The organism is Microbacterium sp. MMO-20, from assembly GCF_037147735.1.
In the GTDB taxonomy this organism is placed as follows: domain Bacteria; phylum Actinomycetota; class Actinomycetes; order Actinomycetales; family Microbacteriaceae; genus Microbacterium.
Map to the genome: position 1 here is coordinate 1 of NZ_JBBCUU010000011.1, position 16,156 is coordinate 16,156.

General features: G+C 67.1%; 17 protein-coding genes and 1 pseudogene. 6 read left to right on the forward strand and 12 right to left on the reverse strand.

Annotated features, from left to right (window positions below; translation table 11 throughout):
• Positions 1-264: hypothetical protein (locus tag WFI52_RS12740; protein ID WP_336637415.1), on the forward strand; the 264-nt coding region annotated here is incomplete at its 5' end.
• Between the two features lie 234 nt (positions 265-498).
• Positions 499-882, forward strand: coding sequence for a hypothetical protein (locus WFI52_RS12745; protein ID WP_336625010.1), 384 nt, complete (start codon positions 499-501; stop codon positions 880-882).
• Here WFI52_RS12745 and WFI52_RS12750 read toward each other — a convergent pair whose 3' ends face one another.
• The 6 genes from WFI52_RS12750 to WFI52_RS12775 all read right to left on the reverse strand — a co-directional run bounded on the left by WFI52_RS12750 (position 883) and on the right by WFI52_RS12775 (position 5,417).
• Complete coding sequence (locus WFI52_RS12750; protein ID WP_336625009.1) at positions 883-2,121, reverse strand: S1 family peptidase; 1,239 nt, start codon at positions 2,119-2,121, stop codon at positions 883-885.
• Positions 2,122-2,441: 320 nt separating this feature from the next.
• A complete protein-coding gene (locus tag WFI52_RS12755) occupies positions 2,442-2,837 on the reverse strand; it encodes a single-stranded DNA-binding protein (RefSeq protein ID WP_336625008.1) in 396 nt (131 codons plus the stop codon).
• A gap of 208 nt (positions 2,838-3,045) precedes the next feature.
• A complete protein-coding gene (locus tag WFI52_RS12760; protein ID WP_044659927.1) occupies positions 3,046-3,891 on the reverse strand; it encodes a CPBP family intramembrane glutamic endopeptidase in 846 nt (281 codons plus the stop codon).
• Positions 3,884-4,288 carry a hypothetical protein gene (locus WFI52_RS12765; RefSeq protein WP_044659928.1) on the reverse strand — a complete coding sequence of 135 codons (405 nt, stop codon included), beginning with the start codon at positions 4,286-4,288 and terminating at the stop codon, positions 3,884-3,886. Before WFI52_RS12765 ends, WFI52_RS12760 begins: the two co-directional genes overlap by 8 nt.
• Before the next feature lie 48 nt (positions 4,289-4,336).
• Complete coding sequence (locus WFI52_RS12770) at positions 4,337-5,140, reverse strand: hypothetical protein (RefSeq protein ID WP_336625007.1); 804 nt, start codon at positions 5,138-5,140, stop codon at positions 4,337-4,339.
• 109 nt (positions 5,141-5,249) lie between these two features.
• Positions 5,250-5,417 carry a sodium-dependent bicarbonate transport family permease gene (locus WFI52_RS12775; protein WP_235281301.1) on the reverse strand — a complete coding sequence of 56 codons (168 nt, stop codon included), beginning with the start codon at positions 5,415-5,417 and terminating at the stop codon, positions 5,250-5,252.
• 111 nt (positions 5,418-5,528) lie between these two features.
• Here WFI52_RS12775 and WFI52_RS12780 point away from each other — a divergent pair, with 111 nt between their 5' ends.
• On the forward strand, positions 5,529-8,267 hold the full coding sequence (locus tag WFI52_RS12780; protein WP_044659931.1) for a cation-translocating P-type ATPase: 2,739 nt from the start codon (positions 5,529-5,531) through the stop codon (positions 8,265-8,267).
• A gap of 408 nt (positions 8,268-8,675) precedes the next feature.
• Positions 8,676-9,401 carry a glycosyltransferase gene (locus WFI52_RS12785; RefSeq protein WP_336625006.1) on the forward strand — a complete coding sequence of 242 codons (726 nt, stop codon included), beginning with the start codon at positions 8,676-8,678 and terminating at the stop codon, positions 9,399-9,401.
• Positions 9,402-9,517: 116 nt separating this feature from the next.
• Here the strand turns inward: WFI52_RS12785 and WFI52_RS12790 are convergent, their stop codons facing one another.
• From WFI52_RS12790 to nrdH, 4 genes are all read right to left on the reverse strand, one after another.
• Positions 9,518-10,774 carry a hypothetical protein gene (locus tag WFI52_RS12790; RefSeq protein WP_336625005.1) on the reverse strand — a complete coding sequence of 419 codons (1,257 nt, stop codon included), beginning with the start codon at positions 10,772-10,774 and terminating at the stop codon, positions 9,518-9,520.
• A gap of 593 nt (positions 10,775-11,367) precedes the next feature.
• A complete protein-coding gene (locus WFI52_RS12795) occupies positions 11,368-11,688 on the reverse strand; it encodes a helix-turn-helix domain-containing protein (protein ID WP_336625625.1) in 321 nt (106 codons plus the stop codon).
• Between the two features lie 5 nt (positions 11,689-11,693).
• On the reverse strand, positions 11,694-12,692 hold the full coding sequence (locus WFI52_RS12800; protein WP_336625004.1) for a tyrosine-type recombinase/integrase: 999 nt from the start codon (positions 12,690-12,692) through the stop codon (positions 11,694-11,696).
• A gap of 237 nt (positions 12,693-12,929) precedes the next feature.
• On the reverse strand, positions 12,930-13,217 hold the full coding sequence (gene nrdH, locus WFI52_RS12805) for a glutaredoxin-like protein NrdH (RefSeq protein ID WP_336625003.1): 288 nt from the start codon (positions 13,215-13,217) through the stop codon (positions 12,930-12,932).
• Positions 13,218-13,899: 682 nt separating this feature from the next.
• Between nrdH and WFI52_RS12810 the strand changes: the two genes are divergently transcribed.
• The gene (locus tag WFI52_RS12810) at positions 13,900-14,460 is read left to right on the forward strand and encodes a hypothetical protein (RefSeq protein ID WP_336625002.1); all 561 of its coding nucleotides are present in this window, start codon (positions 13,900-13,902) and stop codon (positions 14,458-14,460) included.
• A 248-nt stretch (positions 14,461-14,708) separates the two neighbouring features.
• Positions 14,709-14,978, forward strand: a complete 270-nt coding sequence (locus WFI52_RS12815) for a hypothetical protein (protein WP_336625001.1) — start codon at positions 14,709-14,711, stop codon at positions 14,976-14,978.
• A gap of 96 nt (positions 14,979-15,074) precedes the next feature.
• Here the strand turns inward: WFI52_RS12815 and WFI52_RS14235 are convergent.
• Both WFI52_RS14235 and WFI52_RS12820 read right to left on the reverse strand, forming a co-directional pair.
• Positions 15,075-15,662, reverse strand: a pseudogene (locus WFI52_RS14235) (DUF6349 family protein); the annotation flags it as partial.
• A gap of 8 nt (positions 15,663-15,670) precedes the next feature.
• Positions 15,671-15,982 carry a hypothetical protein gene (locus tag WFI52_RS12820; protein WP_336625000.1) on the reverse strand — a complete coding sequence of 104 codons (312 nt, stop codon included), beginning with the start codon at positions 15,980-15,982 and terminating at the stop codon, positions 15,671-15,673.
• Positions 15,983-16,156 lie beyond the last annotated feature (174 nt).

The following is a 16,156-nucleotide window of genomic DNA, read 5'->3' on the forward strand; positions in this document are numbered from 1 at the left end:
GCGTGCTTGACGGTGCTAGCTGCAGGCACCGCAGCCACCGCCGTAGTCCAAGCAACTGCACGACAAACCGAATACCGCGATGAGGGGCTTTCGCAGATCGTTGGATGGGCCCATAGCGCGGCTGCGCTCGGCATTCTGATCGGCGTATGGATCGGCCTGATTCTGGGTGTGTCAGAGATGCCGCTCATCGGATCGGTGGTCGCCGCGGGGTTGATCGCCAGCTCGGCTCTCTTGATACAGACGCCCTCAAGTCGCGAAGACTAACTGCAGGCGAAGTTGAAGTCCTGGCCGCCGGATCCTGCCGATATGACGCGGCGCGTCGCTGGGGGCCATAGAGCGATCCCCAAACGAGCACGCGTGGCCCCATTACAGGCGGGCACGCACGGAAGGGTGACCCGCTCCGAGTGATCAAGTGCTCGAGGGGAGCGAGCTACATCGCCTCGTTCTTCCCACCCGATCGTCAGTGGTTTCGGGTTTGATAGAAGAATGAGAGTTCCGATGAGTGCGTCGATCCTCTTGGTGCTGGCTCTCTTCGGCCTCAGCGCTTGCACGTCATACCCCAGCAGCGGATCGCTCCAATCCAGCGCTCCCGGCTATCAGGGGATGCCAACGGCCCAGGGAATTCCGCTCACGGTTCGAGGGAGCGACACGGTTCAGGCTCGGGCAATCGAAGGATCGCTCTTCATCACCACCCTCGGGCCCAGCAGCTGCCCGATCATTCCCGAGGTCGACGATGTGGACTCAGAGGATGAGTTGGTCCGGATCACCCTGACAGGCGACTTCGCAGGTCCGTGCACCGCAGATGAGAAGCCACGGACCTTTGAGTTCGCGATCGACGGTGACCTCGTCGGGTTCGTCGTCGAGGTCACCGTCGACTATTGATCAGTTCGCGTAGTAATTCACGCCGTACCCCAGATCGAACGCATCGGTAATCGGGGCATATAGAAGGTCCGCGCTGCACAGTCTTCCCTGGTCACCAGTGCAGTTGCTGGTGCCGTTGATCAGCCCGCTGATGATGCCGACGGCGTACGGTCCGCCGCTCGTGCCATAGACGGGGCCACCACTGTCGCCCTGGCCAGCTGCGGGCAGGCCGCCGCCCTGGAGCGTGCGTGCCAGGCGGTCATAGCAGAAGCTCATACCGGTGTAGCAGGCTGTCACGTTCACAGCCGTGACCTGGCTGCCGCAAACAGTTCCGCTACGGCTTCCCGAGTAGCACACGCTCGCACCCACAGTCGTGCCCATCACGCCCCTGATCGCATAGAGATACGAACCCGAAACCGTGTTGTTGCCAATGAAAATTCCCGCCGTCATCTGAGCCGTTCCAGACCCTGACCAGATCGCGACATCCGGTAGCCCGTTCATCGTCGGCGGAGGATTCGTACCCTGATACTGGCCGATCGTGTGAGTAGTCAGAGTCGAGTAGTACCACTGCTGACCTATGGTGCTTTCGCAGTGGTTCGCCGACAGCATTGCGGCAGTACCGTCCGAGATCTTCGTACCCCGGAAGCCAGTGGTGCACGCAGCTGAGCCGTGCATGTAGGCACCGGAGTAGCGCGCCGGGTCCGATGGCGGGTTGGGAGCGTGGTTGCGCGTAGCTGGCTCCAGGGCAGGTCCGTACTCGACACTGACCGCGATGCCAACGTCAGGCAGCGAAGGCTCCGCCTTGGTGCGTTTCGCGTCGTCCAAGACGAGATCGATTCGCTCACCGTCGAGTGAGGGTGTCGCCATCACGACCTTATGACCTGAAGCAAGTTCGCCATTCTTCCCGATGATCCGATCAATCTTCGCCTGCATCTCGGCATATCCGTGCGTCGCGCGTCGGTACTCGACCGCGCCAGCAAGCCCATACGCGTCGATCGCCTTCTCGACCGCCTGGCGGTTACCAGCGGCATACAACGAGACAAGTCCCGTCGTCGCGTCCCACGCCGTGCCCGAAATTGAGAGCTCGGGGTGATCGAATTCGAGGCGGACGAGCGCCTCGGACACGGCGAGCGGCACAGTGGGCTTCGATTGGTACTCAGGTGACGGATCCCCGTCGATGGCTCCGACCGGCAGATCACCCGGAACCAAATACGGGGCACCACCGGCTGCTGCGGCCTCGGGAGACTCCGTGGCTGCCACCGCCGTAGGCGCAACGATCACCCCCAGGACCAGCGCCCCCATGACTGCCGTACCCAGAAGTCGTATGCGTCTTTTCACCACGGTCCATCTCCATTCAGTCGATTGATGAGCAGTCCCTGAGGCGTGAGCCCCGTATGCGGAAGGCTATGGAATTCTCATGAGTAGGTCTATCCAACGAAAGGATGAGGAGCGTGAACCGCGGGCCTCGGAAGCGGGTGTGCGGAGTTCGGTGGCGAGGGTGACGGCTCCGCAGCCGGCGTGGAGCTCTCACCTCACGTGCGCGACTGCGCCCCCTGTAGGGCTCCCCTCTCAGAGTGGGTTTAGAAGGGGGTGTCGTCGCCGTGGTCGGCGGGGTCGGGGGTGGTGGTCTTGATGACGCGGATGGTCTGACCGGTGAGGCTGACAGCGATCTCGTCGGCGTTGACGCGGTGCTGCAGGCGGGTGCCGTTCTCGCCCCGGTACTCGGTGACCCGGTACCGGCCGGCGAACATGACGCGAATGTTCCCCGACTCGGTCGCGACGTCGACGAGCTTCACAGCCTTGTCCCCGCTCACGGCGACGTCGTAAGCGATCGCCGGCCCATCGACGTAGCTGCCGTCGTCCTGGCGGACGCCGTCGCTGACGAGGATGCGAGCGAACGCGTAGGGGCCTTTGTCTCCCTGCTTGAGTTCGGGGGTGGCGGCGAGGTTCCCGGTGCGGACGATGTAGCTGCTCATGATGTTCTCCTTGGTTGGTGTTTCTCAGTGGGTGAGGTGGGAGACTGGCGGAGAGGCAGTATTCCGGGTTGCGTTATTCCTGGTGCGAACCGTTGTCGCAGGAGGAGTCCGGCGCGGAGTATTGGCACCGATCCGCGTAGCAGTCCCTTCACCAGGCCACGCTTGGTGCGACTCCGCAGCTATCAGCTCAATTCTGCGGAACGCCAAATCAGCTCGCCCGGAAGGTTGGGCCTGTGACGGTGAGGGGTGTTGTTGCGGGATCGTCGCCGCGTGTTCGCCAGAGTAGCCAGGCGGCGAGGACGCCTTGCAGGATGACGATGGCGCTGATGGTGGAGGCGATGATCCCGGCGGACTGGTCGGCTGCGGTGAGCAGATCGAACCCGGCGTGCCAGATCAGCACGGGGATGATGCTCCACGCCGCCCTCGCAGTAATCCAGGACAGCAGGAGCGATCCGGCGACCAAAGCGATCATCCACCCGATGAGGCTCCACCCCATCTGCATGTAAGTGGGGTTGAAGAAGAACGCCGGCAGGTGCCAGCAGATCCAGACCCCCGCGACTACCAGCGCCGCGGTCAGCACGCTCATCCGACGAGCCAGATGGGGAAGCAGCCAGCCCCGCCATCCTGCTTCTTCACCGAGACCGAAGGTGAGCGTCCACACCAGCGCGACGGCGGCCGCGTTCATGCCGGGGAGTTTGTCGGTGAGCCCGAGCCGGGACAGGTCGGGCCAGGTGCCGGTCACGGCCCAGGCTGTGACGTACCCGATCACCCCGTACGCGAGCGGCATCCCGACCGCCGCAGCCCACCAGATCGGCGGGAACCGGACAGAGAACGCCCGCCGCACCCACACCCGCAGCTCGAGGAACCCTCCCGCGGACAGGGTCGCCGCAACCGCACCCAGGAGCGGGCCGAAGGAGGCAAGGAAGAACTGGTACGGCATCACGCTCAGCGCACTGCCGGTCTGTGCGTTCAGCAGCAGGGGAAGCCAGAGCAACCAGGTGACCCCGAACGAGACGATGAGGAACACCGGCAACGGTGCACGCAGCCTACGCATCCGTCCGCACCCGATCTCGCGGTGTCACGGCGGCAGCTGCAAGGAGAAGGATGCCAGGTCCGAGGTAATACAGGCCGAGCCCGAGGGCCGTAAGCACACTCCAGAAGAGCACGAGGATTCCCGCGATCCAGGTGACCGCCCGAACCGGGCGGCCGGTGCACTCAAGGACCAACACGGTCGTTCCCGCCACCGCAGGAACCCCGACGAGAACCAGCGAGAGCTCGCCGCTGTCCTGCCACGCTGGCACCAGCAGGACGACCGAAAGGGTTGTCGCGGCCAGTGCCGTGACGATGCGGACTGTGGCTGCCGCCTGGCGGCGCCGACTCGCCTCGGCACGAGCAGGGATCGCGGCGATGGCCAGCGCGGCGACGGCAAGTACGCCGACCAACACGATCATCGCCCCAGCTGGCCTCCTGTGCGAGAGGGACCTGCGCGCCGTGCTGACCTAAGGTGTGTGATGCCTCTTCACTCGAAGGACGATCGTGGCGCCGATCACAACGGCGACGCCGGCACCGAGTGCGATGGCGAGAGCGGTGAAACCGCCCGCGCTGGAGGAGATGCCCGCGCCGATCAGCGCGTAGCACGCCGCGGCCGCGAACCACGCCGAGCCGGCCGTAATCACGACGAACAAGACAGCGACCCCCGCGGCGGCAGCGATGACGAGCAGCTGCCATGTCGTTCCCCACACGCCTTCGATGGGGGCGCCGGCGGCTTGGAGGACGGTGGCGATGTTGACGAAGAACGCCATCGACGTCCACCCCGCGTACAGCCCCTGCGACAGGTACAGGACGACCCGGTCTACCCGCTTCCATGTGGCGATCTCGTCCCGCGCGGCGGTGATCCGCCGCCACGCGACGAAGTGCGCGGTGACGATGAAAACGAACACGACCAGGGTGAGCGGGAACGATTGGCCGAGCGCCGCCGCGGACAGCCAGAGCGCGAAGCCCGCGTAGACGCAGCTCAGCGGCACCACGAGGCGGTCTCGCAGCGGGGAGGTGCGGACGGACGGACGGATCTGCAGGATCGCCCACAACACACTGGCGGCGATGATGACACCCCAGATCGCGAACATCGGCCCGGGCGGGACCAGCGGGGAGAACTGCACCCCGGACTGCAGCTCGGTGGGTGACCACAGGTCAAACACGACGGTGGAAACGATCTGACCAATCGCGAAGACGAGGACGATCGCCCGTCCGGCGAACACCCTTTTCGCGGAGGGAGCGCGGTGGGTCTGCTGCCGGGTGGTCATGCGGGTCTCCCTAGGGGAATCGACGACGGGTCCGGGTGACGGGGTGAGTGTTGTCACCGTGCCACCTGTTCGGCGAGCCAGGTCAGCAGCGGGACACCGAGGACGAGATTCAGGGGGAAGGTGATGCCAATGCTGCGGTCAGCGACAGGGCGACGTTCGCGTCGGGAAGGGCGAGGCGGACCGCGGCGGTAGCGGCGATGTAGGACGCGCTCCCACAGAGCGCCTCGAGGACCACCGCACCACCGATGCCCATTCCGGTGAGGGATCCGGCGATCACGCCGAGGGTTCCGGCAGCCAGCGGGAAGAGCAGCGCGAATACGATCAGTCCGGTCCGCCGTCCGGAAGGATCTCCCGCGGGAGTTTGCGAAGTGAGCAGTACCCTGAGTGCATGAGCACTCCGACCTCGACCGTGCCGGAAATCTCGACTGCGTGGTGGTCGCTGGAGCCCGGAGCGGTCGCCGCCGATCTCGGCACCGACGCCGAGCAGGGCCTCGCCGCGGCCGAGGCTGCCCGACGGCTCTCGGCAGCCGGTCCCAACGCCCTCGTCAGCGCGCCGCCGCCGAGCGCGCTCAAGATCGCTCTCCTGCAGCTCGCCGAGCTGATGACCCTCATGCTCATCGCCGTCGCGGTGGTGTCGCTGCTGATCGGCCAGGTGTCGACGGCGATCATCGTCGGGGTGCTGGTCGCGTTCAACGTTGTGCAAGGCACTCGGCAGGAGCTCAAGGCGCGCCGCAGCGTCGACGCGCTGGCGAAGCTGCAGACGCCGCAGGCTCGCGTGCTGCGCGACGGGCGGATCGTGCTCGTGGATGCGACCGCCCTGGTGCCCGGCGACATCGTCGATCTCGAGGCCGGCGACCTCGTGCCCGCCGACGGGCGGATCGTGCGCTCCGCGACCCTCGAGACGCAGGAGTCGGCCCTCACGGGCGAGTCGCTGCCGATCGAGAAGGGTCGCACCGCGAATGCGCCGGGCGCCGCCCTCGCCGACCGGACGGCGATGCTCTTCCAGAACACGTCCGTCACACGCGGCACCGCGCGCATGATCGTCGTCGAGACCGGCATGCGCACCGAGGTCGGGCGCATCGCGACGCTGCTCTCGTCGGTGTCGAACAAGCGCTCGCCTCTGCAGCGCGAGCTCGATGGCCTCACCCGCGTCATCGGCATCGTGGCGTGGCTCGCCGTCATCGTCATCATCGTGATCGGCGCGCTGCGCGGGCAGGAGCTCAGCGAGCTGCTCTTCCTCGGCACGGCGGTCGCGATCTCGGCGATCCCGACGGGCCTGCCGACGTTCGTCCAGAGCCTGCTGTCCTGGGGCGCGACGCACCTCGCGAAGGAGAAGGCGATCGTCGCGAGCCTCGCCGACGTCGAGACCCTGGGCGCGACGAGCGCCATCTGCTCCGACAAGACCGGCACGCTGACGCTCAACGAGATGACCGTGCGCACGGTGTGGTTCGGCGGCCAGCGCTACCAGGTGACAGGAGGCGGCTACTCGTTCGACGGCAAAGTGCTCCACGCCGCGGGCGAGCCCGTCGAGGCGAACCGCGTGGGCATGGCGGTATCGCTGCCGAACGATGCGACCGTCTCGCCGGAGGGCGCCGTCGTCGGCGACCCCACGGAGGCTGCGCTCATCGTGCTCGCCGCGAAGTTCGGCGTCGACGCCGACGCGACGAGACGCGACCACCCGCGCATCGCGGAGGTGCCATTCGACTCCGAGTACAAGTTCATGGCGACGTTCCACCACTTCACCCTCGACGGCGAAGAGCGCATCCTCGAGTTCGTCAAGGGCGCGCCCGACATCATCGTGGGGCGCTGCGCGGCCCGCTACTCGACCGACGGCACGAAGTCCCCGATCGACCCCGCGGAGGTCACGGGGGTCCTGGAGGAGATGAGCTCGAGCGGCCTGCGCACGCTCGCGATCGGCATGCGCGTCCTCGATCCGGCGGACGAGGCATCCATCGTCGCCGACCCGATGTCGTACGTGACCGGCCTCGACCTCATCGGCGTCGTCGGGATCGTCGACCCCCTGCGGCCGTCGTCGAAGGTGGCCGTCGACATCGCCCAGCGCGCCGGCATCGAGGTGCGCATGATCACGGGCGACCACGCCGTGACGGCGGGCGCGATCGGCAAGGAGCTCGGTCTCGGCGCCGGCGCGATCAGCGGCGCCGATCTGCACAAGCTCGACGACACCGAGCTGCTCGGCGACCTGCCCGACCTGCACGTGTTCGGGCGCGTGACCCCGCAGGACAAGCTGCGCCTCGTGCAGCTGCTGCAGTCGCAGGGCGAGATCGTCGCGATGACGGGGGATGCCGTCAACGACGCCGCCGCCATCAAACAGGCCGACGTCGGTGTCGCCATGGGCTCGGGCTCGGAGGTGACGAAGCAAGCGGCGAAGCTCGTCCTCACCGACGACAACTTCGCAACGCTCGTGCGGGCGGTCGAACTCGGCCGCGTCGTCTATGACAAAATCACGTCATACCTGCGCTTCCAGATGTCGCAGCTCGTGTCGCTGTTGCTGCTGTTCCTCGCGGCATCCGCTTTCAACATCGCCGACGGCGTCGCGCTCACCCCCGGCATGGTGCTGTTCCTCAACTTCTTCGTGACGCTGTTCGCCGTCTTCGCGATCGCCGCCGACGCGCAGCCCCCGGGGATCATGGACCGCCCGCCCCGCAACCCGAAGCTCGGCGTCGCGAACGGCGGAGCCCTCGCCGAATGGGGGCTCTACGGCTTCGCGATCTTCCTCGCCTCGTGGATCCCGCTCGTCTGGGGGCCCGACGAGCCGAGTCCGACCGAGCCGTCGCACGCCATGACGATGGCCTACGTCGTGGTCGGCCTCGGCACCGTCATCAGCGCCGTGCTCATGCGCCGCTCCCCCGAGACCGGGCTCGCCGCACCGATCGCCGCCGTCGCGAAGCTGCTCGTCTGGCCCGTCGTCATCATCGTGCTGTCGACCGAGATCTCGTTCCTGCAGAACGTCGTTGGCGCCACCTCGCTGACAGGTGCGGAGTGGCTGATGTGCTTGGGCCTGCTGGTCCTCGTCACCGGGTTCGTCGAAGGCCACAAATGGACCCTCCGTCGCATCAGCCAAAACAGGTCTGCGAGGGCGGCCAGCCCTTCGGAGCCTGCAAGGTGAAAGGTCCCACCGGATGCGCTGGTGAGAATTGCTGTGGACGGCTTGACCCACCAAGGCGAGCGTCGCGCCTCAGCCTCCGCGGGGGCGCGCACGACATGGAATATCGGTGACTTACTGGGCACTGTGAACACGCTGCGTTCAGAGTGTTTCCTTCGGCCGGCGAGGGCGCCGCCCCTCAGACGAAACGATCGAGTCGTCGGGAACTTCCGACTACCCAACCGGGATTCGGTGCAAGATTGGCTGCATGATGGTGAGCGAATGACGACGCAGGGTACGTTGATGCGCGCTCACCTGCAACCCTTGGAGGCCCCCAGCAGCCACTACCCCGGCGCCCTCTTTCCTCGACTGGACGGCAGCGCCCTGACCCGCCGCATCTCTCACCGCCTCACTGCCACCGGAGTGCGCCTGATGACACAGGCACCGGAACACGCCGCGCGGGACGAGCTCGGCGTCAAGGGCACAGGGTCCGTGCTCCCTGAGATCATCTACGGTTTCAGTCCCGCCGTCATCCCCGTGGCCTCAGACCCCCGCACCGAACGCACCGCCACCGGATACTGGACCCTCCCCACACCCGACGTCCGCCTCCCCGAGCTCGAGGCGTTCCTCGCAGGTGGGCGTCCAGTCGTCTCGGTCGGTTTCGGCAGCATGCACGGCCACGACCCCGACGCGCTCCGCGAGGTAGTCGTCGGCGCAGCCCGCCGGGTCGGTGTTGCGGTCGTCCTGATCTCCGGGTGGGGCGCCCTCACCCCCGGGGACAGCGCTGACCCGGACGTGTTCACCATCGACTCCGTCCCACACTCCTGGCTGTTCCCCCGCGTCGCCGCAACCGTGCACCACGGTGGGGCCGGGACAACCGGCGCCGCCCTCGCCGCCGGGGTCCCCACCATCGTGGTCCCCTTCGGCGCCGACCAACCCTTCTGGGCCAGACGCGCCCACGAGCTCGGAGTCTCTCCCGCCCCCATCGCCCGAACGAGACTGACCGCGGACCGGCTCGCTGAAGCCATGGACACCGCGCTCACCAACGCACGAATGGAGCAATGTGCCTCCGAGCTCGCCACCGTCTTTGGCGAAGAAGCCGGCACCCCAACCGCCCTCGACATCATCGAGAGCGCGGCCAGCAAGCAGCGACGCTAGGACTCCCTCGCTCAACCGCGGGTGACCGTCCGCCCACCCCCGGTTGCGGGCTCCATGTGTCCGTGTAGTCGCGGCTGAACTGCTCCAGGGTGGTCGCCGGACGGCTGGTCAGTTCATTACAGCAAGCCTTCGCGCGTTGGAGTGCGTGCTCTCGCGACGATGTATTCGACGCTGTCGCGTTGCGCGAACTGCGCCCAGCGGCCGGCGGCCTGCGCTGTGATTCCCACCTGCGTCGCCACCACAGCGGCGGGGAGGTCGCTGGTGAGAGCGAGCATGGCGTAGTTCCGGGCGATCCGCGGACTGACCCCGGCCCGCGCCATCCACCGCCCCAGGGTCGTGGGATGGATCGGTTCGTGATGCCGCCGAGGAGACACGAAGAGATATGAGCCTTCGCTGTCCCGGCGCAGCGCACGCGGATCGCGCTCGGCATCAGCGACGAGCCGTGCGAGGAGCCCCGCAACCGGGCTCGGGATCTCAATGGGCTCTGCCGCTAGCGTAAGGTATGTTCGTTCTCCCACTGTGCTGGTGTCGGCGGTGGTCAGTCGGTGGATGCGGTCGATTCGGGCGCCGTAGAGGAGTACAAGCAGCGCGGCAACTCTCGTCGTGAGGTTCGCCGTCTCGTCCGATCCGGCTATGAAGCTGCGAATCAGAGCGTGATGCTCCTCCGCGTCGCTGATCTCGCTCGGCTTGGCCATCTTTCCGCGCTCGACGTGGAGTCCCGGGTAGCGACCGGTTCTGCTGAGCCATGAAATGAATGGTGCGATGTCGCCGCTGCGGGCGGCGTTGCCGCCGGTCCACCGGTCCAGGGCCTCCTGTGTCAGCGATGAGAGACCGTCGCCGTCTTGCTCGAGGTGGTGCAGGAGTCGCGCGGCCGCACGGATGCGCCCCCGCGCGGAGTCTGCGACACCGATCGACGTGCGACGACGCGCCGTCCGCCGTCGCACAGTGCGCAGCACTCTCCATTGCGCGTAGGGAGTGATCACGGCGGCATGCTGGGGAGGAAGCTGGGTAAGGTACTCCTCCATCCAGGTTTCGAGGCGCTCCGTCTGTTCGTCCCGTATCGGGAGGACGCCGACGTCGACCAGCAGAGCACGGAGGTGATGTCGTGCCTGCCCGGGCGGACACGCATCGACGCTGGCATGGGTGATCGACTCTTCCGCTCCGATCTCTTGGAGCAGGGCTCGCGGGGTGGGCTTGAGGAGCCATCTCATGGTGGAGTCGACGCGACCTCGCTGAACGAGCGCGTCCGGGAGCCCAGCCAGGCGCTCGGGGGTCACTCCGGTCGCGGACGCGAGGAGGTCGCCGGCGGCGCGGATGACGGAGCAGCGAACACAGGTGTTCTCGAAGTGCTGGTCACCCGCGGCGCCGCACACGCCGCAGATGTAGTCGCGTGCAGATCCGGCGCACGGCCCGCAGACGCGCTCTCCCCGGTCGTTGCGGCCGATGAGCGCTTTCCGCTGCCCACAAGACCCGCAGTCGACGGGGTGGCGGAGCTCCCGGCGGTAGCAGCCGCCACACGCAGGCCCGAGGGGCCAGGTCGTATGGATCGCGCGCTCTTCCTGGCAGATGGCGCACTCGGCGATGGTGGTGCGGTAGCAGCGGTGGCACAGGTCTGCGACGCCGTCCTGTCGGCGGGTTGCGATGCGGCGGTTCCGCCCGCATTGCCCGCACGCCCTGACCGGTGCGGGGTAGCAGCGCTGGCAGAGATCTTCGCCGTCAACGATGGCGGTGACGTGATCGACGCGGCCGCAACCGGCGCACGGACGCTTCGGCCGCGCGCAGTGCCCGCACAGCGGCGCGCCGTCTTCTGTTCGAGCGCTCGGTGCACGGACACGACTGCACCGCGAGCATTCCACCCGTCGGCTGACGTTGTAACACGGGCGGCAGAGCCCTCCCCCATTTGGCAGTCGCTTCACCCGAGGTGCGCGATTTCCGCACTCGGAGCACGGATGCTCCGGCGCCTTGGTCACTTCGCGTGCCCGGGCCGGTTGATCGTCGTCCGGCGAGCGGATACCCGGCTCTTCAGCGGGACGACTTCTCCCGATACCTTCTTGGCCGAGGCATCGACGATGCGACGCTCGATGAGGTCGTTGGGTGTGCACGCAAGGATGTCGCACAGTGCGATCAGCGTCGCCATGCTCAGACGCTGCGGCTGACCCGTCACCAGCCGGTAGGTCTGCTCACGAGAGAGCGCAACACCACGCTCAGCGAGCAGCGGCTGCAGGTCCGTCGTGGCGAACATCCCGCACTCCGCCATCTTCGCTCGCAGATGCCAGACGTAGTCCATCTCCTTCACCGTGCTGCCTCCTCAAGGTCAGCGCCGTAGCGGGTATGGATCGCTTGGGTGAGTAGGCGGTTCCGGTACTCGTTGGAGACGCCCACATAGATCGCGGTCGTTGAGGAGAAGGAGTGCCCCACCTGCTCCTGAATGAACCGCTCCGGGTAGTCGAACTCCACAAGGTGCGTCACGTACGAATGCCGCAGCGAATGCAGATCAAGCGAAGAGTCGATGCCCGCTGCGTCCCTAGCTGTGCAGAACGCCTCATTCGCCGCACGCCTACTCAATCTCGTGCCCCGCTCCGTCACCCACAGCGCAGGCGACGAAGCCGGCGAGGACGACAGCGCCGGTCGGACCTCTTCGAGGTAGTGCGCCAACGTCACCGCAACCCACCCCATCTCAGGAACGGTAAGCACCGTGCGCCGCTTCGACGGCCCACCACGGCTGGCTTTGCCATGTCGCACCGACAGCGCGCCGAACCGGTCCAAGTGCGGCAGCTTCGCGTTGCGGCGCAGATCCACGAGATCAAGCATGACCGCCTCACGTCGTCGCAACCCGAACGCGTAGACGCACTTGAGCAGCGCAGCATCCCGTACCGCCTGCACCGCGCCCTTCCGCCGCCGCGACCGGATCCCAGCGGCAAGCCCATCGGCCGCATCGAACAGCGCCTGGACCTCGTCGAAGGTCAACGGGCGCCGCGTAGCATCGCCCTCGTACTCGCCAACATGCACGATCGAGTTGTCCTCAAAAAACACCTGCCGAGGCGCGACGCCGAACCGCCCTTCGCACTCCAACATCCACGGGTATCGACGATCAGAGATGTACTCGCAGAACATCTTGATGTCGATCTCGTACCCGCGCAGCGTAGACACCCGCAACGGCTTCGCACCCGAACGAAGCTCACTGATCCACGCCTCCGCCTCCACCGGCGTCCACTGCCACGGGTACATGCCCGTGAAATCCACGAAACGGCGCACGAGCCGCTCTCTCGCCGCAATCGTCGGAGACTTCAAGAAGCGTGCAGTCTGCTGAGCTCGCCACCCATCCAGCATCCCGTCAAGCACGGCCCTTTCCGGGTCAAGGTGAACGACGTTCCGCGCGGATACGCGCCGCTGCGCAGGCGATTGATGAACTTCAAGCACATCTCCATGTTGCATCCAACACAACATTGATGCAAATGAACCAGGTTGGATGAATCGAGGGCGGCGCAGCGAACTCAGCCTCCTCGATATCCCCTTTGAACTCAGGCCCTACCGCGCGCTCGTTCGTGCTTCGCGTGTTGCATCGGATGGCAATATCGCCCGCTTGGCGATGCGGTCGATGTGGTCGGGCCGGAACCCGGACCAGTGGTCCTGGTCGTCGACGACAACCACCGGCGCCTGCTGGTAGCCGAGGTCTTTGACGTACTCGAGCGCGGCCGCGTCTTCCGCGAGGTTCACGACCTGGTAGTCGATGCCTTTCGCGTCGAGCGCCCGGTAGGTGGCGTTGCACTGCACGCAGCTGGGCTTGCTGTACACGACGATCTGCGGCTTGGTCATCTGGGCCACCTTCCTTTCTTGTCTCTTCCCCCCGTTGTTTTCCCGGTGGGTGCCGGGGGCACGTAGTGGCCGGTACCGGTGGCGGAGCGCAGTGCCCGGAGGACGCGGTACCGGACTGACCAGAGCGCAGCGGAGGGAGGGAGGATAAGGAGCGTCCGGAGGGAACGGAGCGACAGAGCCGGTTTAGGCTCGGAGTCCCCCGACACACCCCGGGCGCCCGCCCGAGGGGCGGGCTGAGATGGGGGCCGTGGAGCGGCCCTGGGGCGGCGTAGGCGCCCCATCGGCGGCAGCGCGTCGCGGTGCCGCGTGGCTTGTGGAGCGGCAAGGCCCATCCCAGCACGGCAGCTCCCGTCGAGTCACCCATTCGCGCCTGAACCTTCAAGTCGAGATTGAAAGTTGGGGTCGGGTGCTGATGCCCGCGCGCGTCGCCACGGTTACGCTCCCCACGCAGTTCATCGATGTGATGGATTGCGCGCCGAGATCCGCGTCATAGAACTCGGGTTCGTGCATCTCATGAGTGCGACCGCTTCACGTCTGCGGCGGTCGCGCGGGACGGTGGGTGGCCGGGGGGCCGCTCACCGTGCGGATGACGTCGATACCCCTTCCCCAGGGGTAACTCTCCGCCCGTGCGGGGCCCCGGCCCCGCACGGCCCGCCCAACAGCAGGCGGGTACGGGGAGAAGATGGGCAAGCACCGACCCGGTACGCCTCGAGGCGTCGCAGCAGACCTCCGGTTCGAGCGCACGCTCGACGAGCTCGCCGACCTGGTTCGTCGGCTGGGCGTGCTGCCGTCTGCGGGATCGAAGGAACCGGACGAGGTGCGCTTGGCCCGGTGGCTCGCGAAGCGACGCTGGGAAGCGAACACCGGCATCCTTCCTCCGAACAGGGCAACCGCCCTCGACGCCGCGGCGCCGCGGTGGCGGGAATCGACGCACTCCCGTGAGGGGTTCGAAGCCACCCTCGCCGCGTGCGCCGCGTGGCGGTACGAAACCGGATGGCTCCCCCGCTCCGCGGGCGGGGGCGACACCGAGACCCGCTTAGGCGCGTGGCTCGTCGCACGCCGCTACGACGCACGCGTCCGACGGATGCCCTCAGAGCTCGAGCAGCTGCTCGACACGCAACTCCCGGGGTGGAGATTCAGGCCCACCCCGTTCACCCGCGTCACCGAGGCCTCCGCGTCCGCGCAGCGGACCGCGTGGGATATCCGGCCCCGCTCGATCACACCGTCCCGGAAGTCCGCCTGACGCCAGTCCCGGTGGACAGTCAGGAATGGACGCGGTGCACGTGCCACTCCCCCACCCCGCCATACACATCGAACACGAGCGACTCCCCCTCCCCATCCGCGCCTTGGAATCGCCACCCATAGAGCCCGAGGCCTCGGCGGAGACGCGGAGCCCGCGGCGAGGTCGACTGCGTGGTGTGGCGCATCGGGCGGCAGCCCAGACGACGGCGGAGGGGCGCGGTAGACTGGGATCTCCGATAGGAGGCTCGCATGTCGCACGTGATCACTCACCGCCCCTCCTCGGATGCCGCGCAGATCCCGACCGTCGTTCTCTACGACGTGATGCGGGAGGCCGCGAATCGTCTGCGTGGTGAGCTCGTGCACCTCGAGCGGGAGCACCCCGAGGATGCCGGTAAGTACCGTCAGGCACGGTTCGATGTGTCCGACCGTGCGGATGCGGTCGACGCGCGGGACCGGCGTGCGATCACTGCGGCCGACGCCGCATTCCGGGCAGAGTTGGCCCAGCTGCACGCCGCGTGAGCGCGGAGGACAGCTGGATCGAGGCCGACTTCGAAGCCCTCGTACTCCCTGAGCTTTTCCGTGCCGCCCCCTCGAACGCCAAGCCGGTCTGGATCGGGATCGGGGGCCGCGGTCGGTGAGGATCGGGGCGCCCTGCACGCGGAAGCTGGCGGGGTAGTTCGCCTCGAACCATTCCTCGTGCTTGGGGGTCATTTTCGCGGTGCCCATCTGGCCGCGGAGCTTGCTCGGGAGGATGGGAAGGTCGCGCCATCCGGGGAAGGCGTGGTCGTGCCAGGCTTCCACGATCGCGTTCCAGTCCCGGTCTATCCAGTGCCGTTCGCACGTGTCGCAGACAACGAGGTAGAGCAGGTCCCCGATGCATTCGCAGGGGACGCGCTCGGAGACGAGGCGGGGCCGCTGGCCTTCCTCGAGCTGGTGGTAGTCCCACATGCACCGGGTGTCGGACATGTACGTGGTCATCGTGTGCGCGCCGAGGGTGCCGCGCATTCCGCACGGGTCGGCGTTCCACCCGTGGCGGATGCGCTCGCGCCAGGGCTTGAGGCTGTTGATCTCTGCGCGTCGGACCGCGGCCGCGTCGAGGTCGGCGGTGGAGTGGTAGTGGCTGGTGAAGCCGAGGGGCGCGCCCTCCCAGGTGGGAAGAGCGGCCAGGGCGTCTTCGGCGATCAGCTGGTCGATCGCTTCCATGAGCGTGCTCACTTGCCGTCCTCCGTCCGGATCTGGTCGGCGCTGAGGTCCTCGTACGTGGTGTCGCGGGTGATGACGATCGCGGGGCGGTTGCTTGCTCGGCCCAGGTAGTGGCGGAGGAGTTCTTCGGCCAGCCCACGGCGGAGTTCGTGGAGGGGGGCGCCGATGAAGGTGGCGGTGTTCTCGGCGGCTTGCCAGGCCCACAGCACCTGGTAGTTCGTGAGGCCGGTCGGCGCGTCGAGGCCGTAGGCACCCTCGATCAGCCGGTGGGCGATGTTCGCGTACTCGAGCGGTGTCGGTGTCAGGTCGATCGTTTCCATGCGCTTCCTCCTCGTTGTTTTCCCGGTGGGTGCCGGGGGCACGTAGTGGCCGGTACCGGTGGCGGAGCGCAGTGCCCGGAGGGGGCGGTACCGGACTGAGCGGAGCGAGGGAGGATAAGGAGTCCCCGGAGGGACCGGAGCGACAGAGCCGGTTTAGGCTCGGAGGTCCCCGAC